The 24,531-nt window shown below is 58.6% G+C and carries 24 protein-coding genes; 9 read left to right on the forward strand and 15 right to left on the reverse strand.

The window, feature by feature from the left end; translation table 11 throughout:
• Positions 1 to 107: 107 nt before the first annotated feature.
• Positions 108 to 566, reverse strand: coding sequence for a xanthine phosphoribosyltransferase (gpt, locus tag LZU96_RS16135; RefSeq protein WP_233985194.1), 459 nt, complete (start codon positions 564 to 566; stop codon positions 108 to 110).
• 253 nt (positions 567 to 819) lie between these two features.
• On the opposite strand from gpt, the gene pepD reads away from it, so the two are divergent.
• From pepD to LZU96_RS16155, 4 genes are all read left to right on the forward strand, one after another.
• Positions 820 to 2,277: a beta-Ala-His dipeptidase gene (pepD, locus tag LZU96_RS16140; protein WP_233985195.1), complete on the forward strand. Its 1,458-nt coding sequence runs from the start codon at positions 820 to 822 to the stop codon at positions 2,275 to 2,277.
• Positions 2,278 to 2,536: 259 nt separating this feature from the next.
• The gene (locus LZU96_RS16145) at positions 2,537 to 4,042 is read left to right on the forward strand and encodes a sugar ABC transporter ATP-binding protein (protein WP_233985196.1); all 1,506 of its coding nucleotides are present in this window, start codon (positions 2,537 to 2,539) and stop codon (positions 4,040 to 4,042) included.
• The gene (locus tag LZU96_RS16150) at positions 4,039 to 5,040 is read left to right on the forward strand and encodes an ABC transporter permease (RefSeq protein WP_233985197.1); all 1,002 of its coding nucleotides are present in this window, start codon (positions 4,039 to 4,041) and stop codon (positions 5,038 to 5,040) included. Before LZU96_RS16145 ends, LZU96_RS16150 begins: the two co-directional genes overlap by 4 nt.
• A gap of 25 nt (positions 5,041 to 5,065) precedes the next feature.
• A complete protein-coding gene (locus LZU96_RS16155) occupies positions 5,066 to 6,133 on the forward strand; it encodes a sugar ABC transporter substrate-binding protein (protein ID WP_233985198.1) in 1,068 nt (355 codons plus the stop codon).
• Positions 6,134 to 6,169: 36 nt separating this feature from the next.
• Here LZU96_RS16155 and dinB read toward each other — a convergent pair whose 3' ends face one another.
• Positions 6,170 to 7,225 (reverse strand): DNA polymerase IV, encoded by a 1,056-nt coding sequence (gene dinB / locus LZU96_RS16160; protein WP_233985199.1) that lies wholly within the window; start codon positions 7,223 to 7,225, stop codon positions 6,170 to 6,172.
• 244 nt (positions 7,226 to 7,469) lie between these two features.
• On the opposite strand from dinB, the gene dpaA reads away from it, so the two are divergent.
• Positions 7,470 to 8,210 (forward strand): peptidoglycan meso-diaminopimelic acid protein amidase, encoded by a 741-nt coding sequence (gene dpaA, locus LZU96_RS16165; RefSeq protein WP_233985200.1) that lies wholly within the window; start codon positions 7,470 to 7,472, stop codon positions 8,208 to 8,210.
• Here the strand turns inward: dpaA and LZU96_RS16170 are convergent.
• Positions 8,181 to 8,948: a class II glutamine amidotransferase gene (locus tag LZU96_RS16170; protein ID WP_031374981.1), complete on the reverse strand. Its 768-nt coding sequence runs from the start codon at positions 8,946 to 8,948 to the stop codon at positions 8,181 to 8,183. The genes dpaA and LZU96_RS16170 overlap by 30 nt on opposite strands.
• Positions 8,949 to 8,998: 50 nt before the next feature.
• Positions 8,999 to 9,577, reverse strand: a complete 579-nt coding sequence (gene lpcA, locus LZU96_RS16175; protein WP_003851153.1) for a D-sedoheptulose 7-phosphate isomerase — start codon at positions 9,575 to 9,577, stop codon at positions 8,999 to 9,001.
• Positions 9,578 to 9,831: 254 nt separating this feature from the next.
• Here lpcA and fadE point away from each other — a divergent pair, with 254 nt between their 5' ends.
• A complete protein-coding gene (gene fadE / locus LZU96_RS16180) occupies positions 9,832 to 12,285 on the forward strand; it encodes an acyl-CoA dehydrogenase FadE (RefSeq protein WP_233985201.1) in 2,454 nt (817 codons plus the stop codon).
• 196 nt (positions 12,286 to 12,481) lie between these two features.
• Here fadE and mtnK read toward each other — a convergent pair whose 3' ends face one another.
• On the reverse strand, positions 12,482 to 13,681 hold the full coding sequence (mtnK, locus tag LZU96_RS16185; RefSeq protein WP_233985202.1) for an S-methyl-5-thioribose kinase: 1,200 nt from the start codon (positions 13,679 to 13,681) through the stop codon (positions 12,482 to 12,484).
• A gap of 122 nt (positions 13,682 to 13,803) precedes the next feature.
• Here mtnK and mtnA point away from each other — a divergent pair, with 122 nt between their 5' ends.
• The gene (mtnA, locus tag LZU96_RS16190) at positions 13,804 to 14,826 is read left to right on the forward strand and encodes an S-methyl-5-thioribose-1-phosphate isomerase (protein WP_233985203.1); all 1,023 of its coding nucleotides are present in this window, start codon (positions 13,804 to 13,806) and stop codon (positions 14,824 to 14,826) included.
• A 53-nt stretch (positions 14,827 to 14,879) separates the two neighbouring features.
• Here the strand turns inward: mtnA and LZU96_RS16195 are convergent, their stop codons facing one another.
• Genes LZU96_RS16195 through LZU96_RS16205 form a run of 3 tightly spaced genes read right to left on the reverse strand, consistent with a single transcriptional unit; the run spans position 14,880 to position 16,718 of the window.
• Positions 14,880 to 15,422, reverse strand: coding sequence for a 1,2-dihydroxy-3-keto-5-methylthiopentene dioxygenase (locus tag LZU96_RS16195; RefSeq protein ID WP_233985204.1), 543 nt, complete (start codon positions 15,420 to 15,422; stop codon positions 14,880 to 14,882).
• A 1-nt stretch (position 15,423) separates the two neighbouring features.
• Positions 15,424 to 16,107 (reverse strand): acireductone synthase, encoded by a 684-nt coding sequence (gene mtnC, locus LZU96_RS16200; protein ID WP_233985205.1) that lies wholly within the window; start codon positions 16,105 to 16,107, stop codon positions 15,424 to 15,426.
• Entirely contained in the window at positions 16,104 to 16,718 is a 615-nt protein-coding gene (locus LZU96_RS16205; protein WP_233985206.1) for a methylthioribulose 1-phosphate dehydratase, read from the reverse strand. Before LZU96_RS16205 ends, mtnC begins: the two co-directional genes overlap by 4 nt.
• 496 nt (positions 16,719 to 17,214) lie before the next feature.
• Here LZU96_RS16205 and LZU96_RS16210 point away from each other — a divergent pair, with 496 nt between their 5' ends.
• Positions 17,215 to 18,375 (forward strand): pyridoxal phosphate-dependent aminotransferase, encoded by a 1,161-nt coding sequence (locus LZU96_RS16210; RefSeq protein WP_233985207.1) that lies wholly within the window; start codon positions 17,215 to 17,217, stop codon positions 18,373 to 18,375.
• Positions 18,363 to 19,130 (forward strand): amidohydrolase, encoded by a 768-nt coding sequence (locus LZU96_RS16215; protein WP_233985208.1) that lies wholly within the window; start codon positions 18,363 to 18,365, stop codon positions 19,128 to 19,130. Before LZU96_RS16210 ends, LZU96_RS16215 begins: the two co-directional genes overlap by 13 nt.
• Before the next feature lie 29 nt (positions 19,131 to 19,159).
• Here LZU96_RS16215 and uraH read toward each other — a convergent pair whose 3' ends face one another.
• Genes uraH through LZU96_RS16250 form a run of 7 tightly spaced genes read right to left on the reverse strand, consistent with a single transcriptional unit; the run spans position 19,160 to position 24,529 of the window.
• Complete coding sequence (gene uraH / locus LZU96_RS16220; RefSeq protein ID WP_233985209.1) at positions 19,160 to 19,495, reverse strand: hydroxyisourate hydrolase; 336 nt, start codon at positions 19,493 to 19,495, stop codon at positions 19,160 to 19,162.
• Complete coding sequence (uraD, locus tag LZU96_RS16225) at positions 19,492 to 19,986, reverse strand: 2-oxo-4-hydroxy-4-carboxy-5-ureidoimidazoline decarboxylase (protein ID WP_233985210.1); 495 nt, start codon at positions 19,984 to 19,986, stop codon at positions 19,492 to 19,494. The genes uraH and uraD overlap by 4 nt, the downstream gene beginning before the upstream one ends.
• 2 nt (positions 19,987 to 19,988) lie before the next feature.
• The gene (gene hpxK / locus LZU96_RS16230) at positions 19,989 to 21,242 is read right to left on the reverse strand and encodes an allantoate amidohydrolase (protein ID WP_233985211.1); all 1,254 of its coding nucleotides are present in this window, start codon (positions 21,240 to 21,242) and stop codon (positions 19,989 to 19,991) included.
• A complete protein-coding gene (locus LZU96_RS16235; protein WP_233985212.1) occupies positions 21,239 to 22,474 on the reverse strand; it encodes a pyridoxal-phosphate-dependent aminotransferase family protein in 1,236 nt (411 codons plus the stop codon). The genes hpxK and LZU96_RS16235 overlap by 4 nt, the downstream gene beginning before the upstream one ends.
• A 21-nt stretch (positions 22,475 to 22,495) precedes the next feature.
• Entirely contained in the window at positions 22,496 to 23,227 is a 732-nt protein-coding gene (locus tag LZU96_RS16240) for an amino acid ABC transporter ATP-binding protein (RefSeq protein WP_233985213.1), read from the reverse strand.
• Entirely contained in the window at positions 23,208 to 23,864 is a 657-nt protein-coding gene (locus tag LZU96_RS16245) for an amino acid ABC transporter permease (RefSeq protein WP_233988218.1), read from the reverse strand. Before LZU96_RS16245 ends, LZU96_RS16240 begins: the two co-directional genes overlap by 20 nt.
• Entirely contained in the window at positions 23,864 to 24,529 is a 666-nt protein-coding gene (locus LZU96_RS16250) for an amino acid ABC transporter permease (protein ID WP_233985214.1), read from the reverse strand. Before LZU96_RS16250 ends, LZU96_RS16245 begins: the two co-directional genes overlap by 1 nt.
• Positions 24,530 to 24,531 lie beyond the last annotated feature (2 nt).

Raw genomic sequence — 24,531 nt, forward strand, 5'->3', positions numbered from 1 at the left:
TCCTGCGGCAGAAACGGCGATGGCTAAGTCTACTGTACGCCAGTTCAGGGTGCGAGGTGCAGAAAGCACAACGCCCGGAAAACCGGGCGTTGTTTGAGGCGCATCAATCAGCTTTTAACGATTGGCGGAATGTAAACCACGCCCATGTCCCACGGCTGCTCGATCCAGGTATTCTGCGGAATGTCGACGATGTAATCATCCACCAGCTGGCGTCCGGCCGGCTTGGCAAAAATGGTGCAGAAACGGGCTTTCGGGTACATCTCGCGGATCGCCTGCGCGGTGCCGCCGGTATCGACGAGGTCATCGATCACGATAAAGCCTTCGCCATCGCCTTCTGCGCGCTTCAGTACTTTCATTTCGCGCTGATGATCGTGGTCGTAGCTGGAGATGCAGACGGTATCGACATAGCGAATCCCCAGTTCACGCGCCAGCAGCGAAGCCGGTACCAGACCGCCGCGGCTGACCGCGATAATGCCTTTCCACTGTTCAACAGGAAGCAGGCGCTGAGCCAGTTTACGGGCATGAATCTGTAGCATGTCCCAGGTAACGACGTATTTTTCGCTCATAGAATAGGAATCCCAGCCAACCGGAGTGGCTTAAAAATGTGCAACGGGGAAAAGGTTGCGCGAGATTATAAGGAGTTGACGCGCTAAAAACCAGCACCCGCGCGTCGGTTGCGGCTTTTTAGCGCGTCTGAGTGCACACCCGACGAAAAACAGTGATATTCTCAGGCCATCTCGCCAGATTCTCTGGCGGCGATCTTTCACTGGAAACTCGCGATGTCCGGCTGGTCCGGCGCACTGACACAGGAGACTTGTCGTGTCTGAATTGTCTCAACTCTCTCCACAGCCACTGTGGGATATTTTCGCTAAGATTTGCTCTATTCCTCATCCCTCTTTTCATGAAGAAGCGCTGGCGAGTTACATCGTCGGCTGGGCCAAAGAGCAAGGCTTCTGGTGTGAGCGCGATCAGGTCGGCAATATCCTGATTCGTAAACCCGCCACTGCCGGGATGGAAAACCGCAAGCCCGTTGCGCTGCAGGCGCACCTCGATATGGTGCCGCAGAAGAATAACGATACCGTACACGACTTCACCAAAGATCCGATTCAGCCGTGGATTGATGGCGAATGGGTGAAAGCGCGCGGCACCACACTGGGCGCAGACAACGGCATCGGTATGGCCTCGGCGCTGGCGGTGCTGGCTGACAGCAGCCTGACTCACGGTCCGCTGGAAGTGCTGCTGACCATGACCGAAGAAACCGGCATGGATGGGGCTTTTGGTCTGCAACCGAACTGGCTGCAGGCTGACATCCTGATCAACACCGATTCGGAAGAAGAAGGTGAGATCTACATGGGCTGCGCGGGTGGTATTGACTTCGTCACTACCCTGCCACTGACCCGTGAAGCGGTGCCTGCTGCGTTCGAGACCCTGAAGCTGACGCTGAAAGGGCTGCGCGGCGGTCACTCCGGTGCCGATATTCATATGGGCCTCGGCAACGCCAACAAACTGCTGGCGCGTTTCCTGGCGGCGCACGCTGCCGAACTGGACCTGCGTCTGCTGGCGTTTAGCGGCGGTACGCTGCGTAACGCCATTCCGCGTGAAGCCTTTGCGACCGTTGCCGTCGAGAGCCACAAGGCCGATGCGCTGAAATCTGCTGCGGCGCATTTCCTGACCGCCATCCAGAACGAGCACGGCATTAAAGAGCCGAACATCGCGCTGGTCACCGAACCGCTGGCCCATCAGGGTGAAGCATTAACCACTGACAGCCGCGATCGCTTCCTGAATCTGCTGAACAGCACGCCAAACGGTGTGATCCGTAATTCAGATGTGGCGAAAGGCGTGGTCGAAACTTCGCTGAATATCGGCGTAGTGACGATGGACGCGGATAAAGCCGAAATCAACTGCCTGATCCGCTCGCTGATCGACACCGGACGCGATTATGTGGTGCAGATGCTGACCTCGCTGGGCCAACTGGCAGGCGCGCAGACCAAAGCGAAAGGCGGCTACCCAGGCTGGCAGCCGGACGCGGACTCGCCGATCATGGCGCTGACCCGTCAGACCTATATCGCGCTGTTCGACAAAACGCCCAACATTCAGGTGATTCATGCCGGTCTGGAGTGCGGTCTGTTCAAAAAACCTTATCCGCAGATGGATATGGTGTCGATCGGTCCGACCATCACCGGTCCACACTCACCGGATGAGCAGGTGCATATTGAAAGCGTCGGCCTTTACTGGAAATTGCTGACCACCTTGCTGAATGCGGTGCCAGAAAAGTAATCTCACCGCAAAAAGTTTAACCAGGCTCCGGCCTGGTTTTTTTATGCCTGCCGTGCCGCAATAGCATAATTCACCACCCTGAACGCCCTTCCCCACCTGAAACCGCCACGCTTTCGCGCTTCGCTGGTTATAGCCACCATTATGTCCAGATGTCTGGATGGCTAAGACCGTTTCGTGCTAGCTTATGCGCTTTCGGTCGTTGCCGCGCCTGAAGCTTCAGGAAAAAATGCGGCCAGTGATTCTTCAGGAGAATGGTGACATGGCTGCGTTAAACCGCCTTGAGATGCGTAACATCTCCATCGCTTTTGGCGGGTTCGCCGCGCTCACGTCGGTCGATTTTGTCAGCGAAGGCCACTCTGTTCACGCGCTGACCGGCGCGAATGGCGCAGGCAAATCGACCCTGATGGCGATACTGTCCGGTGCGCACAGCCACTACAGCGGCGAGATCCTGCTGGATGGTGAGCCGGTCTCCATCCGCACGCCGCGTGATGCTAAACAGCTCGGTATCCATCTGGTTCAGCAGGAAGTAGACGTGGCACTGGTGCCGCAGCTCAGCGTGGCGGAAAACATTCTGCTGGATCGGCTGGCGGAGCCGGGTCACGGCTATCACTGGGGCGAGATCCGTCGCCAGGCGCGCACTCTGCTGGCACAGCTGGAGGTGACGCTGGACGTTAACCGGCTGGTTGAGCGCTGCACTCTGGCTGAAAAGCAACAGATTCTGCTGGCGCGTGCGCTGTCGCATCATTGCCGCTTTCTGATTCTGGATGAGCCGACCGCCCCGCTGGATCAGCATGAGAGCGAACGCTTGTTCACCGTGGTGCGTCGCCTGCAGGCCAGCGGCATCGGCGTGATTTTTATCTCGCACCGTATTCACGAACTGAAAGCGATCTGCGATCGCCTGACGGTACTGCGCGACGGCCGGCTGATTGAGAGCGGGCCGATGGCGGCGCTGAGTGGCGAGCAGATCGTGGAAAAAATGCTTGGGCATCAGCTCACCGATATCTATCCCGCCCGACGTGAACCGCAACCGCAGCCGCTGCTGCTGGCGGTTGACGGGCTGCATGATGAACATCTGTTGCAGGATATCTCGCTGCGGCTGCACAAAGGGGAAATTCTCGGCATCGCCGGACTGGCCGGTGCCGGCAAAACCGAACTGTGTAAAGCGCTGTTTGGCGCCAGTAAAAGCCGCATCACTAAAGGCGAGCTGCACGGCCAGCCGTGGCGGCCGAAATCCCCGCACGATTCAGTCAGCCGGCGCATGGCGCTGGTGCCGGAAGAACGGCGTAAAGAAGGCATTTTTATTGATGAGTCGGTAGCGATGAACCTCAGCGTCAGTGCGGACGACAGTTTCTCTCGCTGGAGCCTGTTCGGGCATCGCCAGGCGTGGCGCTGGGCAGAACAGGTGATTCAGCGGCTTCAGGTGCGCACCACCGGCCCGGCCCAGCCGCTTCGTCGCCTCTCTGGCGGTAACCAGCAGAAAGTGGCGATTGGTAAATGGCTGCGCAACAACGCCGATGTCCTGATTTTCGATGAGCCGACCAAAGGCGTCGATATCAAAGCCAAAACCGAACTCTTCACCCTGATCGACAGCCTGGCGCGCGAAGGTAAAGGCATTATCTACGCGTCAGGTGAATTTTCTGAACTGGTCGGCTTATGCGACCGGATTTGCGTGCTGTGGGATGGACGCATCGTAGCCGAACTGGCCGCGCGCGACGTTACCGAAGAGACGCTTTTGCTTTATTCCACCGGAGGAACCCCTGCGTGAGCAGCAAAGAAACCAGCCTGAATCTGCCGTCCACGTCGTGGCGTCATCAACTGTTCGATTTCCTCTATAAATGGGGCATGTTACTGACGGTGGTGATCCTGATCGCTGCCTTTGGTCTGGCCTCAGACAGTTTTCTCGAACCCAATAACATCATCAATATTCTGCGATCGATTGCGATTGTCACGGTCATCGCGGTTGGCGTATCGATTTCACTCACCGTCGGCGGCTTTGATCTGTCGGTTGGCTCAACCGCTTCGCTGGCCAACGCGCTGGTGATATCGCTGTTTGTCTGGTACGGCATGGATACCACTCAGGCGATCCTGATCACCCTGGCGCTCTGCACCCTGGTCGGGCTGTGTAACGCCTTTCTGATTGTGATCCTGCGCATCCCCGACATGCTGGCGACGCTGGCAACGCTGTTTGTGATTCAGGGCGTGGCGATGACCTACAGCTTTGGCGGTTCCATCACCGAAAACATGGTGCTGCCAGGCGGCGATATGGCGGAAGGCACCATTCCGGCAGCGTTTGGCCTGCTGGGCCAGGTGCCGACCATCGTCATTATTATGCTGGTGGTCACGGTGGTGGCGCAGCTGGCGCTGTCGCTGACCAAACATGGCCGCCGGATGTATGCGCTGGGCGGCAATCCCGAAGCGGCGCGGCTCTCCGGTATCCGCACTACCCGCTATCGCGTGCTGGCCTATGTGATCGCCTCGCTGCTGGCCGGACTGGGCGGCATTCTGCTCGCCTCGCGTATCGGCTCATCGCAGGTTAACGCCGGCGGCGGCTATCTGATGGACGCGGTGGCGGCAGCGTGGATCGGCTTCTCGCTGGCGGGATCGGGCAAACCGAATGCGCTCGGCACGCTGGTCGGTGCGGTGATCCTCGGGGTGCTGCAGAACGGGCTGGTGATGCTCTCCGTCCCCTACTACGCCATGGACATTATTAAAGGACTGGTGCTGGCTCTGGCACTGGCCATGACCTATATTCAGCGCCGCTAAGGCGCATTACCCGGAGTTGATAATAATGCAAAAAATAACGCTCTCGCTGCTGGCACTGAGCCTGCTGAACGCCAGCGCCGCTTTCGCGGATACCGTCACCCCGGTACCGGCTGCCATCGCCAGCCATGACGGCCCGATCCGCATCGCGGTGATCCGTAACCTCGGTTCTGACGATAACACCACCCAGTTTGTCGCCGGTGCCATTCAGCAGGGTCGCCAGCTGGGCTTTAAGGTCAGCACCTTTCTGAGCAACGGCGACGATGCGCGTTTCCAGGATTTCGTTAACCAGGCGATCAGCCAGAAGTATGACGGTATCGTGCTGTCGCACGGCAAAGCGCCTTACGCCAGCGGCCTGGTCAAACGCATCGCCGACGCGGGCATTAAAGTGTCGGTGTTTGATACCCCGGTTGATAGCCCGATTGACGGTGTCACCGTCACCGCGCAGGATGACGCCTCTCTGGCGCAGCTGTCGCTGGGTCAGTTAATTAAAGATTTCAACGGCAAAGCCAATATCGTCAAACTGTGGGTCGCCGGTTTCCCGCCTATGGAACGCCGTCAGGTGGTGTACGAGAAACTGCTGAAGGAGAATCCAGGCATTCATCAGCTGGAGTCGATTGGCGCCGTCTCCACCGATGTTCAGGGCGATACCGCCAACAAGATTGGCGCCATTCTGGCTAAATACCCGAAAGGCAAAATCGATGCGATCTGGGGCGCGTGGGATGCGTTCAGCCAGGGCTCCTATAAAGCGCTACAGGAGAATGGCCGTACCGAGATCAAGCTCTACAGCATTGATGTCTCGAACCAGGATCTGCAACTGATGCGTGAGAAGAACAGCCCGTGGGTCCAGACCGTGGCGGTCGATCCTAAAACCATCGGCGCGGTGAACATGCGTCTGGTAGCGAAAAAGATTGCCGGTGAAGCGACGCCAGCCACGTATCAGTTTAAGGCGGCGTCGATCTCTCAGCAGCAGCTCAACAGCCAGCCCGGCGCGGTGAACGTTGCCTCGCTGAATAAAATCGTGCCTGGATGGGGCGGTAATGATGATTTCGTCGCGCCGTGGTTTGCCACGCTGGCGGCGAAATATAAGAAGTAATTGGATGTCAGCCTTACCGGTCGGTGAGGCTGACGGTTACAACCCCAGCAGCAGCTGCCGTTCCAGCTGCGGATCGAGCAGGGTGACGTGCAGCCCCACCAGCCTGACGCCCCGTCCGGCCCGGCGCTCATCCCAGGTTTTTCTGGCAATCGCGATCATGTCCTCTTTATTCAGCACCGGCCAGATATGCTCCTGGGTGGTCTGCTGAAAGTCGCTGAACTTGAGTTTCACCCCCTGACGCGCGACCTGCTTATCGGGTCGGATCTGGCCCAGCCGGCGATCCAGCTCGGCGTAGAGAAAATCGATGATCTCCAGGCAGGCGTCCCAGTCGTTAATGTCTTCTGCCAACGTACGCTCCACGCCGAGTGATTTACGTTCCCGCTCAACCACCACGTCACGCTCGTCGATGCCGTTGCTGCGCTCCCACAGCACCCGACCAAATTTACCAAAGCGCTTCAGCAGCTGGGCTAAATCTGCCTTCTGGACATCACCGCAGGTGACCAGCCCCATCTCTTCCAGCTTTTTTGCCGAGACCTTGCCGACGCCAGGGATTTTTGCCAGCGGCAGCGTCAGTAAAAATCCGGACATCTCCGCTGGCGTGATAACAAACTGCCCGTCCGGCTTATTCAGGTCGGAGGCGATTTTTGCCAGGAATTTAATCGGGGCGATACCGGCCGAGGCGGTGAGCCGGGTCTCACGCAGGATGGTGGCGCGAATATCCTGGGCGATCAGGGTGGCGGAGCCGTGACAGTGTGGACTGTCTGTCACATCCAGATAGGCTTCATCCAGCGACAGCGGTTCAATCAGCGGTGTGTAGCGCGAGAAGATCTCGCGGATCTGCGCCGAGGCTTCTTTATAGGCGTCAAAGCGTCCGGGCAGCAGCCGCAGATGGGGACATAACTTCAGCGCCATCCCGGTCGGCATGGCGCTGCGCACGCCATATTTGCGCGCCGGATAGTTAGCGGTACTGATGACGCCGCGACGTTCGCGGCTGCCACCGATGGCAATCGGGATGTCACGCAACAGGGGATTATCGCGCATCTCCACCGCAGCATAGAAGCAGTCCATATCGACATGAATGATTTTACGCATACCCCCTCCAGCACTGGATAAGTATACAGTTGGCGAAGGTAACTGCAATATTTGTCGCGACCGGCATTAAAGTTTACAAATTTCTGGCCGTATTCTGTTCAGGAAATTGCGAATTTCTGGCGTGCTGTCTTGCTAAAAAAACAGACAGTGTTTAATGTTGCGCTGCGGTAGCGGATAGTTCCGATAATGCAAGCAGAGACGCACGATGGCGTCATTGTTCTCTTCACCTCAAGGTACACACAGCATGGGCAAAATCGCACTCCTGTTTGCGATGATTTTACTGCCAGCCCTCAGCATGGCAATGACCCCCGAACCCGCGCAGCAAGCGGCACCGGTCAGTAAAGAATTAAAGAAACAGTTACTCGGCACGCCGGTCTATATTCAGATTTTCAAGGAAGAGCGTACCCTCGAACTGTACGGCAAAATTGGTAACGAATACCGCCTGCTGGATACCTACCGCATCTGTAATTTTTCTGGTGGCCTCGGCCCGAAACGTCGTGAAGGCGATTTCAAAAGCCCGGAAGGATTTTATAACGTCAGGCTGAACCAGCTGAAACCGGATAGCCGGTTTTATCGCGCGATCAACATCGGCTTTCCGAATCAGTACGATCGCAATCAGGGCTACAGCGGTAACTACCTGATGATCCATGGCGACTGCAAATCGATTGGCTGCTACGCCATGACTAACGCCTATATGGATGAGATTTTTACTTATGTGAATGCGGCGCTGCGTAACGGCCAGCAGGATATCAGCATCAGTATCTATCCGTTCCGCATGACCGACAGCAATATGCAGCGTCACCGTTACTCCACCTACGCCAGTTTCTGGCAGCAGTTGCAGCCGGGTTACGCTTATTTTGCGAAGTATCACCAGCCGCCGACGGTGAATGTCACCAGCGGTAAGTATGTGATGAACAGCAGCCCGGTCGTGACCAATCCCGATGCTGCTTCACGCTCATTCCTGGCGCTCTCCAAGGCAGAATAACGCCCACTCACCTGGCACAATCCGCTGCCAGGTTTCATTGGCCGTCAGCGGCTGCGTGGCAATCACCGTCACCACGTCGTGCGGCGTGGTGTGCTGCTGGAAATCAACTTCGACATCCTGATCGAGCAGCTGCGCGCGGCCAAACGGCGCGCGCCGGGTGATCCAGAACAGGTTGGTGGAGCAGAAAGCCATCAGATAACGCCCATCCGACAGCAGCATGTTAAACACCCCTTTCTGCCGCAGGCTGCCCGCCAGCTCGCCGATAAAGCGAAACACCGCGGGCCAGTTGCCCGGCGTGCGCGGATAACGCGTCGCCAGCTGATGCAGAATCCAGCAGAACGCTTTCTCGCTGTCGGTCTCACCGACCGGGCGAAAGGTGCCGGTCTCAAGCTGCCGGTAGCCTTTTAACTGTCCGTTATGGGCATAGGTCCAGTTGCGGCCCCACAATTCGCGGGTAAACGGATGGGTATTTTCCAGCGAGACCTGACCACGATTCGCCTGGCGGATGTGCGCCACCACCGAATGCGATTTGATCGGATACTCCTGCACCAGCCGCGCTATCGGTGAGTTGAAGCTCGGCAGCGGATCTTTAAAGGTACGACAGCCCTTATCTTCGTAAAAGGTAATGCCCCAGCCATCTTTATGTGGGCCGGTTCCGCCACCACGCTGCACCAGGCCGGTAAAGCTGAAACAGATATCCGTGGGAACATTGGCGCTCATCCCGAGCAATTCGCACATAGCCACCGCCTTAGAGTCAGACGCCTCCCGCCAGGCGAGAGGCTAACGAGTTACTTCACCATCTCTTTTTCAATCAGCAGCATCAGGATATGGATCACTTTAATGTGGATCTCCTGAATGCGATCGGCATAGCCAAAGTGCGGCACCCGGATTTCAATATCGGCACTGCCCGCCATCTTACCGCCATCTTTGCCGGTCAGGGTGATCACTTTCATCCCCTGCGCCCGTGCCGCCTCAATCGCCTTGATAATGTTGGCAGAGTTACCGGAGGTGGAGAGCCCCAGCAGCACGTCGCCCGGACGGCCTACCGCTTCAATGTAGCGTGAGAACACATAATCGTAGCCGAAGTCATTACTGACGCAGGAGAGATGGCTGACGTCTGAAATGGCGATCGCCGGATAGCCAGGACGATTTTCACGATAGCGGCCGGTCAGCTCTTCAGCAAAATGCATCGCGTCGCAGTGCGACCCACCGTTGCCGCAGGAGAGCACCTTGCCGCCCGCCTTAAAGCTGTCTGCCAGCAGCACCGCAGCACGCTGGATCGCATGGATATTGGCGTCATCGCTAAGGAATTTATTTAGCGTATCAGCGGCTTCGTTAAGCTCAGAGCGGATGATGTCCTGGTACATAGGCGTGTCCTTTTTTAGGAGAGGTTAATCGCAGCAAGTTTAACGGAATGGCCGGGCAGCGCAAAGCATCACGCCATCCCCACCCGACTGCCGCTGGCATTATCTCTGCACAGCCGGAAGCGAAACGGGTCGAAAAATTGATTTTGTGAGTCAGGTTGTAATTGCGATGTAAACGAATTGATAAAAACAGCCAACTATTCTAAACCTCTATGCATAACAGGTCAGACCTCTTACTTCTTATGGAGTGGTTCATTATGATGGTTGTTTCGATACTTGCCACGGTGGTGCTGATTGGCGCCCTGTTCTATCACCGCCTGTCATTGCGGCTGAGCAGCCTGATTCTGCTGCTGTGGACCGCAGCGATGGCGGCCGCACATCTCTGGACGCCGTGGCTGCTGCTGCCGCTGGCAATTATTCTGCTGCCGTTTAACCTGCCGTCGCTGCGCCGCAACCTGTTCTCAAAACCGATGTTGCAGCGTTTTCAGCAGGTGATGCCGCCGATGTCACGCACCGAGAAAGAGGCGATCGATGCCGGTACCACCTGGTGGGAAGGCGATCTGTTTCAGGGCAAACCGGACTGGCAGAAGCTGCACAACTATCCGCAGCCTCGCCTGACGCCAGATGAGCAGGCCTTCCTGGATGGTCCGGTTGAAGAAGCGTGCCGGATGGCGAATGATTTCCAGATTACCCATGAATTGGCCGATCTGCCGCCGGAACTGTGGGCTTATCTGAAACAGCATCGCTTCTTCGCCATGATCATCAAAAAAGAGTATGGCGGGCTGGAGTTTTCCGCCTACGCTCAGGCGCGCGTGTTGCAGAAACTGGCGGGCGTATCGGGCATTCTGGCGATTACCGTTGGCGTACCGAACTCACTCGGTCCGGGCGAACTGCTGCAGCACTACGGTACTGAAAAACAGAAAAACCACTATTTACCGCGTCTGGCGCGAGGTGAAGAGATCCCCTGCTTCGCCCTGACCAGCCCGGAAGCGGGTTCAGATGCCGGTGCGATTCCCGATACCGGCGTGGTCTGCATGGGTGAATGGCAGGGTCAGCAGGTGCTGGGTATGCGGCTGACCTGGAACAAACGCTACATTACGCTGGCACCGATCGCCACCGTGCTGGGGCTGGCATTTAAACTCTCCGATCCCGACCATCTGCTCAGCGACAACGCCAGTCCGGGCATTACCTGCGCGCTGATCCCGACTAACACCCCCGGCGTCGAGATCGGTCATCGTCACTTCCCGCTGAACGTGCCGTTCCAGAACGGTCCGACGCGCGGCAAGGATATTTTCGTGCCGATCGATTACATCATCGGCGGACCGGAAATGGCCGGACAGGGCTGGCGTATGCTGGTTGAATGTCTGTCAGTGGGTCGCGGCATCACTCTGCCATCCAACTCGACCGGCAGCCTGAAAAGCGCGGCGCTGGCGATTGGGGCCTATGCCCATATCCGCCGTCAGTTCAGACTGTCGATCGGTAAAATGGAAGGGATTGAAGAGCCGCTGGCGCGTATCGCCGGTAACGCCTACGTGATGGATGCGGCGGCGACGCTGATCACCGCGGGCATTATGCAGGGCGAAAAACCGGCGGTGCTGTCGGCGATTGTGAAATATCACTGCACCCATCGTGGTCAGCGGGCGATCATCGACGCGATGGATATTGCCGGGGGTAAAGGCATTATGCTCGGCAACAGCAACTTCCTGGCACGCACCTATCAGGGTGCACCGATCGCCATTACCGTTGAAGGGGCCAACATCTTAACCCGCAGCATGATCATCTTCGGTCAGGGCGCTATTCGTTGCCATCCTTATATTCTGCAGGAGATGGCGGCCGCGGCGAGTAACGACGTTAACGCCTTTGATCGGGCGCTGTTCAGCCATATCGGCCACGTCGGCAGTAATCAGGTACGCAGCCTGTGGCTCGGTTTAACTGGCGGACGCACCAGCGCGACCCCAACCCGCGATGCCACGCGCCGCTATTATCAGCAGCTCAACCGCATCAGCGCTAACCTCGCGTTGCTGTCGGATGTCTCAATGGCGGTGCTGGGCGGCAGCCTGAAACGCCGTGAACGCATTTCGGCGCGACTGGGTGATGTTCTGAGCCAGCTCTATCTGGCCTCTGCCACCCTGAAACGCTACGATGACGAAGGCCGCAATGAAGCGGACCTGCCGCTGGTGCACTGGGGCGTTCAGGATGCGCTGCATCAGGCGGAAGTGGCGATCGATGACCTGCTGCGCAACTTCCCTAACCGGATGGTGGCAGGCGCATTACGGCTGGTGATTTTTGCCGGTGGCCACCACTGCCCGGCCCCGTCCGATCGTCTGGATCATCAGCTGGCAAAAATACTGCAGCTGCCGTCTGCCACCCGTACCCGTCTGGGACGCGGACAGTATCTGGCGTCGGTGGAAAATAATCCGGCCGGTCAGCTGGAACAGGCGTTGCAGGATGTGATGGCCGCAGAAGTGATTCACGACAGACTGAGCAAACAGCACAAGCAGCATCTCTCCTTTACCCGGCTGGATGAGCTGGCAAAACGGGCGCTGGAGCAGGGCTGGATTGACGATAAAGAAGCAGAGATATTGCGCCGCGCTGAAACCAGCCGCCTGCGTTCTATCAATGTGGATGAGTTTGAAGCGGATGCGCTGGCAGTGCCGGTGCCGGAGAAGAAACCACAATCCGCTTCGCCACGCGCCAGCGAGGCGGCATAAGGTTGCGGGCCGATGTGATGTCGGCCCGTTAATTCAGCGACGCCCTCCGTAAAGAGGCAAAAAAGCCATCCCTGGCACGCTCAGCGCGAGCCAGGGATGGCTTTAACGTTTAATCTGATGGTGTTTCCGGCGCGGGCACACCCTCATCGCCGACAATCTTTGTTTTATCTCAAGGCCGACATCACGTCGGTCTTTTTTATCCTGCCTGACGGATGCGGGCAATCAGCGCATCGGCATCTTCAACGTGATCGGCCGCCAGAATCAGCGTGCGTCCAAGGTTAATCGCGTTACGGATGCAGTCAGTGCGCATCGCCGGATCGGCAATCAGCTTCATATCCGCCACGTGTGACATGCCTACCGTGCGGCGAATCAGTTCGGTTCCGCAGTAGCCGATAGTATCCGCCCATACTTTGCGCAGAAACGCCCCGACATAGCCGGGATAGGCCAGCGCCACGTCAGCCGTTTTCTCGGCAGCCAGCGCCTGGAAACGGCTGGAGAAGGTTGTCCAGACGCGATGCACATCGCTGAGGCGTTGTTCGCGCCCATCAGCCGCTTCACGCGGTGGCAGCAGGCCAGGCAAGCCACAGTAATTGATCAGCAGGTTGCCAAGCGCGGTGCCGACGTCAAAGCCTATCGGTCCGAAATAGCCAAATTCCGCATCAATCGCCTTCAGGCTGCCGTCTGCGACGAAAATCGATCCGCTGTGAATATCGCCATGCAGCAGAGCTTCGGCGTGGGCGAAGAAGCGGTGCTTGAGACCGGCCACCGCAATACGCAGCGCATCATCGTGACGCAGGCTGTCAACCAGCGGCTCCAGCGCTGCCGGATAGCTGTTGCGCGGATGATCGGTGTAGGGATCGTTAAAGAAGAGATCTTCGGTGATTTCGCACATTTCCGGATTAATAAAGCGCGCCACTTCCGCTTTCTTGTGATGCGGATGCAGCACGAAATCGGAGGTGTGAAACAGGGTCTGCGCCAGATACTCGCCCAGCTGCCGTGGCGCGTCAGGGTAGTGAACGCCCTTCACCAGCTCGCTGCGCCAGATATGATGGCTGGAGAGATCTTCCATTACCATCACCGCCAGATCCGCGTCGTAATGGGTAATCTGCACCGTGTGCTGCGGACAATATTTGTAATGCTCGACCAGGGTCTGCGCTTCAAGCCGCGCCCGATCCAGCGTCAGAGGCCAGGACTCACCGACACAGCGCACGTACGGCAGTGCCTGCTTGACCACCACCCGGCTGTTGCCCTGGTTATCATAAATTTTAAACACCAGGTTGAGGTTGCCGTCGCCAATCTCTTCGGCACGGCTCAGGACGGAGGGATCGTCCAGCCCGCCAAATTGTCGGGCATAGTCCACCGCGTCAGCAGCGGTGAAGGTACGGTATTGCGACATTGCCTGTTCCTCATCATTCGAAGGCGGAATAATCCCGGTGTAAAAGCCGTTCAGACGTCTATACATCCGCCGAGCATGTTGGCACAATAACCGACATTAACGCAACAGGGATTTAACCCACCATGCAGACTCTTCAGACCACCAGCTTACAGGTTCGTGACAATCAGCTCTGGATACTCGATCAGCAGGCATTACCGCAGCAAAAAAACTGGCTGCCGGCGCACAGCGTCGCGCAGCTGGTTGAGCATATTCACGCGTTGCGGGTACGCGGTGCGCCGCTGATTGGCCTTTCCGCCTCATTGCTGCTGGCGTTGCTGGCAGAACAGGGTCAGAGCCAGACGCAACTGGCAGAGTCGCTGGCGATCCTGCGTGCCGCCCGCCCTACCGCCGTCAATCTGATGAACAACCTCGATCGGATGAAACAGGCGCTGGCGCAGCCGGCGTTCGCGACCGCGCTGGCAGAAGAAGCCTGGCGGCTGGTCGAAGAAGATAAGCAACTGTGCGAAGCGATTGCCACCGCAGGCAGCGCGCTGGTGAAACCTGGCAGCCAGTTGCTGACCCACTGCAACACCGGCGGGCTGGCAACGGCGGGCGTCGGCACCGCGCTGGGAGTGATTGTTCGCGCTCATCAGCAGGGCCGGGTTAATAATGTCTGGGTGGATGAAACCCGCCCGCTGTTACAGGGTGGTCGGTTAACCGCGTGGGAGCTGGGCGAACTGGCGGTTCCTTATACCCTGATTACCGACAGCATGGCCGCCAGCCTGATGGCCACTAAACAGGTGGATGCAGTGTGGGTCGGCGCGGACCGGATTGCCGCCAACGGCGACGTTGCCAATAAGATCGGCACTTACAGCCTCGCGGTGCTGGCACACTACCATCAGATCCCGTTTTACGTTGCCGCGCCGCACACCACCCTAGATCGCGGATGCCCGAACGGCGCAGCGATCCCGATCGAGCAGCGCGCCGCCAGCGAAGTGACCGGCGTGGCTGGCAGTTTTGGTAGCGTGCAGTGGGCGCCTGAAGCGGCGAACGTCTATAACCCGGCGTTTGATGTGACGCCAGCCGCCCTGATCAGCGGCTGGGTGCTGGACACCGGCGTGGTGACACCTGAGCAGGTTCAGGCCGGGATTTTCCAGCCACAGTAAGTCAGCCGGTGATCCCGCTGCGCTCAGCGGGATCACCGATAGGATCTGACCGATTACGCCAGACGCGGATAAGCATCCGCAATCTTATCGCCGGTAAAGTTCGCCACCCAGCCTTCCTGATTATCAAAAATCCGGATGGCGGTGAAATGCGGTGACGATCCCATATCAAACCAGTGTGGCGTGCCGGCCGGCACTGAGATCAGATCGTTCTTTTCGCACAGGATCTGCAGGATTTCGCCATCCAGATGCAGGCAAAAGAGTCCGGCACCCTCAACAAAGAAACGCACCTCATCTTCGCCGTGGGTATGCTCGGAAAGAAACTTTTCGCGCAGCACGGTTTTCTGCGGATTATCGGCGCGCATGCTGATCACGTCCCAGCTCTGATAGCCCTTCTCCGCCACCAGCCGATCGATAGCGTGCTGATAGGCGTTGATCACCGTTTCGGGGTCCGGATTTTCACCCAAATCGCGATCGGCTTCCCAGCGCTCAAAACGAACGCCTTTGGCATTCAGTCGCTCACGAATCGCTTCTGCCTCGGTGCTGTGCCATATCGGCTGGCTGGCTTCGCTGTCGGTAAAAATAGTCAGTGCACTCATTCTAAATCGACTCCGGTTTAATCTCAGAAAAATCAGTGACCTGACGGTGGCGGCTTTCGCCATCCGCCTCACCGCGTATCAACTGCAGGGTATGCCAGCCGGCCTGAGCAGCCGCATCCAGTTCCTGATGGATATCCGACAGGAACAGCAGCTGTTCGGCTGGCAGGCCAATCTGTGCGGCAATGGTGTGATACGCTGTGACGTCACGTTTCGCGCCGACATGAGTATCGAAGTAGCCGCTAAATAAGCCAGTAATATCACCTTCGTCGCTGTAGCCAAATAACAATTTCTGCGCCGCCACCGAGCCTGAGGAATATACATAGAGTTTAAGGCCTTGCGCCTGCCAGGCGGTCAGCGCAGGCAGCACATCGGGATAGAGATGTCCGGTAAAACTGCCGTTGAGATAGCCGTCGCGCCAGATCATCCCCTGCAGCGCTTTCAGGCCGGTAGATTTGCGATCCTGATCCATAAAGCTGAACAGGATCTGCGTCAGGGTGGCGAGATCGGCCTGCGGCTGATCGACCTCATCCCGCACCGCCTGAAGCGCAGCCTGCACTTCTGGTTGCTGCTGCTGGTCACGCAGGAAAGTCGCCAGATGCTGACGCGCGTACGGAAACAGGATGTTATGGACAAAGCGGATATCGCTGGTGGTGCCTTCAATATCGGTAACAATGGCGCGGATCATGCGTTCTCCAGCAGGCGACGTTGACGTTCACATTCAAATAAAAATTCCAGCCCTTCCAGCTGGCGACGCGCTTCGCTGACATCACGGCCCCAGCAGGTTAAGCCGTGACCGCGCAGCAGGAAGCCATAGCGCAGCGGAAACCGGGCGGCGTAATCTTCAATTTCCGACGCCAGCGCCGGAATATCCTGACAGTTGTCGAACACCGGAATGGCCACAGTATCCAGATGATTATGCTGACCGGTGAGGGTTTTCTGCATCTCATAGCCGTGCAGCAGCAGCGCAGCGCCCTGCTCGACCCGCGATAACACCGTCGCATTGACGGTGTGGGTGTGCAGCACCGCGCCCGCCTCGGGGAAGAGCCGATAGATCAGCGTATGCAGGCCGGTTTCCGCCGACGGCTTACGGCCTGACAGCGCCTGGCTGGTAGCAATATCAACCTGAATAAAGTCATCGCGGGTCAGCGTGCCTTTATCTTTACCCGATTCGCTCAGCAGGCAGATCTGCGCATCCTGACGCACAGACATATTACCGCCGGTCGCGGGTGCCCAGCCCTTCGCGCCAATCCAGTGACAGGCGGCGACCAGTTGATCTAACGGGTGAATATCCGACATAGAGTTTCCTTGCGGTGGAATGTGATGTCTGGTGACTCAGATAACGGTAACGGCCTCTAAAATACAACAGGTTATGTTTGCTACATTCTTAATGAATAAGACTCACGCCCCTGCCAAATATTTCCTTGCGGTGGAATGTGATGCCTGGTGACTCAGATAACGGTAACGGCCTCTAAAATACAACAGGTTATGTTTGCTACATTCTTAAGGAGTAAGACTCACGCTCCTGCCAAATGATCCGTGTGTCAGCAAGGCGGTAAGTGCGCTTATCCCCGCGAGCTGACATCAGTCAGTGACCGGGGTAAGCAAGCGCAACCAACGCCGCTGACGCGCGGAGCATGACGGCAGGAGCAAACGCAGCCAACGCCGCTGAGGTGCGTAGCATGACGCATTTAGCCGTCTAAGCGTCTCGATTGCCAAATACTACCATCCTGTTTATAGTGGCACAAACACCGGGTGACTCCGCATCGACATTCGCGCTGAAGGCCAGATAACCATGACGCAGCACAACCTGATTCCCGAGAGCAAACTTCCGGCGCTTGGGACCACTATTTTTAGCCAGATGAGTGCGCTGGCGCAGCAGCACAACGCCATCAACCTTTCTCAGGGCTTCCCTGATTTTAACGGACCGGACTATTTGCAGCAGCGGCTGGCGTATCACGTTAGCCAGGGCGCGAACCAGTATGCGCCGATGACCGGTGCGTTGCCGTTACGCGAGGCGATTGCGGAGAAGACCGCGGCGCTTTATGACTATCGTCCGGATGTGGATCAGGAGATTACGGTCACGGCCGGGGCGACGGAAGCGCTGTATGCGGCGATTACCGCGCTGATCAGGCCGGGCGATGAGGTGATCTGTTTCGACCCCAGCTATGACAGTTATGCGCCGGCGGTTGAACTGTCGGGTGGCGTGCTGAAGCGCATCCCCCTGCAGCCACCGGCTTTTCGCGTTGACTGGACGGCTTTTAGTGCACTGCTGAGTGACAAAACCCGGCTGGTAATCCTGAATACGCCGCACAATCCGTCGGCCACCGTCTGGCAGCGCGAGGATTATGCCGCGCTGTGGCAGGCTATTGCCGGGCTGCCAGTCTATGTGCTGAGCGACGAAGTGTATGAGCATATCTGCTTCGATCCGGCCGGTCACGCCAGCGTGCTGGCCCATCCTGAACTGCGTCAGCGCGCCATTGCCGTCTCATCGTTTGGTAAAACCTTCCATATGACCGGCTGGAAAGTGGGTTACTGCATTGCGCCTGCGGCAATCAGCGCTGAAGTACGCAAGGTGCATCAGTATCTGACCTTTTCGGTGAATACCCCGGCGCAGCTGGCGATTGCCGATATGCTGCGCCACCAGCCGGAACATTATCGCGAGCTGCCAGCGTTTTATCAGGCACGGCGCGACCAGCTGATCGCCGGATTGCAGCACAGCCGCTTCAACGTGCTGCCGTGCGAAGGCACCTATTTTTTACTGGTGGATTACAGCGCGATCTCCGATCTGGACGATGTCAGTTTCTGCCAGTGGCTGACCAAAGAGGTGGGTGTGGCGGCGATACCGCTGTCGGTGTTCTGCGCCGATCCCTTTCCTCATAAACTGATTCGCCTCTGTTTCGCTAAACAGCCGGCGACGCTGGATGCCGCCGCGGAGCGCCTATGTCAGCTTTAAACATCACCCTATTGCAGGAAACACTGAGCTGGATGGATGGCGAAGCCAATCTGCGCCATTTTGATCAGCAACTGGCTGGCATCACCGGACGCGATTTAATTCTGCTGCCGGAGATGTTTACCACCGGCTTTGCGATGGAGGCGGCAAAAAATTCGCTGCCGCAGGCACAGGTAGTGGAGTGGCTGCAGCAGCACGCCCGGCAGACTGACGCCCTGATCGGCGGCAGTGCCGCGATCCAGACCGAAAACGGCGCGGTAAATCGCTTTTTACTGGTCGAGCCGGACGGCACGCTGCATCAGTATGACAAGCGGCATCTGTTTCGCATGGCGGACGAGCATCATCACTATCTGCCCGGCGAGCAGCGTCAGATTGTGGAATGGCGCGGCTGGCGCATTCTGCCGCAAATCTGTTACGACCTGCGTTTCCCGGTCTTTTCGCGTAATCGCAACGACTACGATCTGGCGCTGTACGTCGCCAACTGGCCTGCGCCGCGTGCGTTGCACTGGCAGGCGCTGCTGTTGGCGCGCGCGATTGAAAATCAGGCTTACGTGGCGGGCTGTAACCGGGTCGGCAGTGACGGCAACCAGCATCAGTACCGCGGCGACAGCCAGATTATTTCGCCGCAGGGTGAGATCCTCAGTGCCGCCGAGCCGTTCCAGCGCGCCCGGCTGGATGCGGAGCTGTCGCTGGAGGCGCTCAATGCCTATCGTGAACGCTTCCCGGCGTGGCAGGATGCGGATCGTTTTTCATTGTAAACGACCCGGCTGAGGTTCAGGGGAGACGATCAGCTGCCGCGATAGGTTGACCACGACCACGGCGAGATCAGGAACGGCAGATGGAAATGGCTGCCCGCCTCGGCAATGACAAAATCGATCTGGGCGCTGACGTAGAGCGCATCCCGACCGGCGGCGGCAAAATAGTCGCCAATCTCCGCCGTTAAGCGATAGTGGCCTGGCGCCAGAGGTTCCGGGGTTAAGGTTTTCAGACGACCGTCGCTGTCGGTCTCGCCCTGAGAAATCGGAAACCATCCTTCCGGGCTGTTTTGCTCCAGCGAAATCGCCACGCCGCTGGCCGGTTTGCCTAGCGCCGTATCAAGAATATGGGTGGTGACGGTGCTCATTCAATACTCTCCTCCAGGCGTAACAGGGTAATTTCCCGCAGCTGATCCAGCGCTTCCTGCTGCTCAGCCTGTTGATCATTCTGTAACCGACGCTGCAATTCCGCCAGCATCTGCTCTGCACTCCGTCCTTTGGCGCGGATTAAAAACACCCGGCCAAAACGCGCCTCATAAGCCTGATTGCCCTGCTGCATCGCCTGCTGCAGCGACCGATCGGCCTGCTGCATGGCGGACTGTTCACCGCGCGACAGGGTGGCCTGTTTGTCGCTGCCGCTGGCCCGCTCGCCGATACGCGGATGGGCAGCCAGCGCCGCCTGTAAATCATCGCTCTGCCACTGACGCGCCAGACTGTCGCCGGTGGCGAGCAGCGCCGCCACTGAAGGATAGGGCCGCGCCGCCACCAGCGCCTGCTGCCAGTGTGGGATCGCCACACAGTGGGCAATCGCCGCCAGCGCCTGCTCCGCCGGTAACTGATTAAAGAGGGTTAATTCCATGCTCAGCTCCGTTCAGCTATCAGACAAACCGCCTGCAGATAGGCCTGCAGCGCCGGGGCGACGTCGTTCACCGCTACCGACTCCGCCGGATGGTGGCTGATGCCGCGGTGATTACGCACAAACAGCATCCCGACCGGCCAGCGTTCGGCAATCGCGATCGCATCATGGCCCGCGCCGCTTGGCAGCGACAGGCTGCGTCCCTGTACCGTTTCCACCGCATGACTCAGCGCCTGTTGCAGCGCGGAGTCACAGGCGGTGGCCCCGATGCGGTAATATTCGTTCGCCTCAAAGTGGAGTCCGCGACGCAGCGCAATCGCCTCTGCCTGGGTTAACAGGCTGGAGAGCAGCGCTTCCAGCGGATTGTCCTGCGGCCCGCGCACGTCCAGCGACAGCGATACCTCGCCAGGGATGACGTTCACCGCACCCGGCGCGCAGTTAATTGTACCGACGGTGGCGACCAGCTGCGGGTCCTGCTCACGGGTCGCCTGCTCAATAAACACCATCCATTCGGCAGCGGCGGCCAGCGCATCTTTGCGGTGGGCCATCGGTACCGTGCCCGCATGACCGGCTTCGCCGATGAAACGGCAGTTGAGCCGACGCGCACCGTTGATCGCCGTCACCACACCCAATGGCAGATCCGCCTGCTCCAGGCAGGGTCCCTGCTCAATGTGCAATTCAAGGTAGCCGACAATATCCTCAACCCGACGCGCCGCTGAGGCGATTTCACGGCTGTCGAGCCCGACATCCGCCATCGCCTGCGCCACGGTAATGCCGTTGCCGTCAGGATGGGTTACCCAGCTCTGCGGCCAGCTGCCGGTAATGCCGCGACTGCCGAGCAGCGTAATGCCAAAGCGCGTACCCTCTTCATCGCAAAAACCGATCACCTCAATCGCCAGCGGCAAACGCTGCTGGTGCTGATGCAGCCACTGCACGGTTTCGATGGCGCTCAGCACGCCCAGCATCCCGTCGTAGCGACCGGCGTTACGCACCGTGTCGAGATGCGAGCCCAGCAGCAAGGCGGGCGCGCCGGCTTGCGCGGCTTCATAGCGACCACAGATATTGCCGACCGCATCCTGCCATACCTGCATTCCGGCGGCGGCCATCCACTCGCCTACGCAGGCGTTGGCGCGCAGATGCTCTGGCGACAGATAGACGCGCGTCAGTCCCTGCGCCGTTTCGCTGATCGCTGCCAGCGCATCACAGCGCGCCATGACGCGCTGCGCGGCGGCGTGGGCTTCGCTGGCATTCATCATCATGCCTGGCTCCCGTAGTAGTCCCAGGCCGCCTGCGGGGCAGCGCCCTGCGGCGTGCGATAGCCCAGATAGGTCAGCACCGTTTCCAGCGCCGCCAGCGTCTGCATCACGCAATCTTTACGCGCGTTATAACCCATGGTGCCGATGCGCCACACCTTACCGTGCAGCGGGCCAAACGAGGTGCCAATCTCAATGCCGAAATCTTCCAGCATCAGCTTGCGCACCTGGTCGCCGTTCACGCCGGACGGGATCATCACGCCCAGCACGTTATTCATTTTGTGTTGCAGATCGCCAAAGGTCTCCAGGCCCATGCCCTGAATCCCTTTCAGCAGCGCCTCTCCGTGCAGTTTGTGGCGGGCGATGCCGTTATCCAGCCCTTCCTGCAGGATCAGACGGGCACATTCGCGGGCGCCAAACAGCGCACTGGTCGCCTCTGTATGATGATTAAGCCGCTCCGGTCCCCAGTAATCCATGATCATGCCGAGATCAAAATAGTTGGAGTAGATCATCTCCTCTTCGCCATCCTGATGCGCGGCGGTGCGGATCCCCTGCTCGACGCACTTCCGCTTGCGGATCACCGCTTCCATCTGTTCGCTCAGGGTGATCGGCGAGGTGCCGGATGGCCCGCCGAGGCACTTCTGCATCCCGGCTGAGACCGCATCCAGCCCCCAGGCATCGGTTTCCAGCGCATTACCCGCCAGCGACGCGGTGGCATCGGTGTAGAACAGCACGCCATACTGTTTGCAAATCGCGCCCAGCTGCGCCAGCGGTTGCAGCATGGTGGTAGAGGTGTCGCCCTGCACCGTCAGCAGCAGCCGTGGCCGCACCTTTTTGATCGCATCTTCAATCTGATCCGGAGTAAAAACTTCGCCCCACGGCACCTCAATGGTGTGGACCTCGGCGCGGCAGCGGCGGGCGATTTCACACAGCAGATGACCAAAGCGGCCAAACACCGGCACCAGCACTTTGTCACCGGGCCGGATGGCGGAGAGCAGAATCGCCTCGATCCCGGCGCGTGAGGTGCCATCAATCAGCAGCGTCCAGCGGTTTTCAGTGCGAAACACGCCGCGATAGAGCGCCATTACCTCATTCATATAGTGGGTCATGGCGGGATCGTACTGGCCGAGCAGCTGGCTCGACATGGCGCGCAGCACGCGCGGATCGGCGTTGATCGGTCCAGGCCCCATCAGCAGACGTTGCGGTGGATTGAGTTGCGGGTAGCGAGTGATATCCATGATAAATTCCTTGTTGAAGACCTACAGGCGGACCGAGGAGATAAACTGTTTCAGCTCTGGCGATTGCGGCTGTGCAAACAGCGTTTTGCTGTCGCCCTGCTCCCAGACGCGCCCCTGATGCATAAAGACCACGCGATCGCCCACGTCGCGGGCGAAGTTCATTTCATGGGTGACGAGGATCAGCGTCATTCCTTCTGCTGCCAGCTGCTCCAGCACTTTGAGCACTTCGCCGACCAGCTCAGGATCGAGCGCAGAGGTGATCTCATCACAGAGTAAAACTTTCGGCGTCATCGCCAGCGCCCGGGCGATTGCTACCCGCTGCTGCTGGCCGCCAGAGAGGCTGGCGGGATAGTAATCGAGGCGTTCGCCCAGGCCGACCTTCTCCAGCATCTGCGTCGCCAGCGCCCGGCACTCCGCCTCGCTCTTTTTCAGTACCCGACGCGGTGCCAGCATCACGTTTTCCAGCGCGGTCATGTGCGGGAACAGATTGAAACTCTGAAACACCATGCCGACTGAACGGCTGATCTCGCGGGCCTGCGAATCGCGATCGGTAATGGTCATGCCGCCCAGTTTGATGCTGCCTTCCTGATAACCCTCCAGCCCATTGATGCAGCGCAGCAAGGTACTTTTGCCTGAGCCGCTGCGACCGATAATCGAGATCACCTCGCCCATGTCGATATCCAGATCCACGCCTTTCAACACATGGTTGTCGCCGTAATATTTTTGTACCTGATTAATGGTGATGAGCGGCATTGAATTTTTTCTCCAGATACTGGCTGTAGCGAGACAGCGGATAACACATCAGGAAGTAACCGAGCGCCACCAGCCCAAAGACTTTAAATGGCTGGTAGGTCACGTTGTTCAGAATGGTGCCGGCTTTGGTCAGCTCGATAAAACCGATAATCGACGCCAGCGCCGTGCCTTTGATCACCTGCACAGCGAAGCCCACGGTCGGGGCGATGCCGATGCGGATCGCCTGCGGCGCAATCACCCGCGCCAGGGTCTGACCGAAGCTCAGGCCAAGACAGCGTGACGCTTCCCACTGCCCTTTCGGCAACGCACGAATACTGCCGTACCAGATATCGACCAGAAAGGCGCTGGTGTAGAAGGTCAGCGCCAGCGAGGCCGCCGTCCAGGGCGCGACGTCAATCCCGAACAGGCCGACGCCAAAAAAGGCGAGAAACAGCTGCATCAGCAGCGGCGTGCCCTGGAACAGCGCGGTATAGCCGCGCACCCAGCGCGTCAGCCATTTACGCTGCAGCAGCCGCATAAACAGCAGCGGCAGCGTCACCAGCGTGCCGCCGACAAACGCCACCAGAGAGAGCAGCAGGGTCCAGCGCGCCGCCAGCAGCAGGTTGCGCACGATGTCCCAGTCGGTGAAGGTTGTCATCATGCCTGCACTCCAAACCATTTACGGCCAATGGCCAGCAGCAGCTGACGCATCGCAATCGACAACGCCAGGTAGATCAACGTGGTCACCAGATAGACCTCAAAACTTAAAAAGGTGCGCGACTGGATCAGGTTAGCGGCGAAGGTGAGCTCCTCGTAGGAGACCTGCGACACCACCGACGATCCGAGCATCACAATGATGCACTGACTCACCAGCGCCGGATAAATGCGCTGCAATGATGGTGGCAGCACCACCCGCAAAAAGGTCTGGCTACGGGTTAAGCCCAGCACCCGGCCCGCTTCCCACTGCCCTTTTGGCGTCACCTGAATACCGGCGCGGATGATCTCGGTGCTGTAGGCGCCGAGGTTGATCAGCATCGCCAGCAGCGCCGCTTCGCCAGCGGTGAGTTTCAGGCCCAGGTTAGGCAGACCAAACACGATGAAGAACAGTTGCACCACGAACGGCGTATTGCGGATCAGCTCGACGTAGACGCCCCACAGACGGCTCATCCAGCTCGGTTTGCCGCTGCGCAATGCTGCGCCGACAATGCCGAGGCTGACGCCGCCGACGGTGGCCAGCAGCGTCAACTGGATGGTGACCCACAGGCCGGAGAGCAGCTCCGGCCAGTAAGGCCACAGGGCGGGAAAGTTAAGTTGCCCGATCATTA

The sequence above is a fragment of the Pantoea agglomerans genome (assembly GCF_021397715.1).
Taxonomy (GTDB): Bacteria; Pseudomonadota; Gammaproteobacteria; order Enterobacterales; family Enterobacteriaceae; genus Pantoea; species Pantoea astica.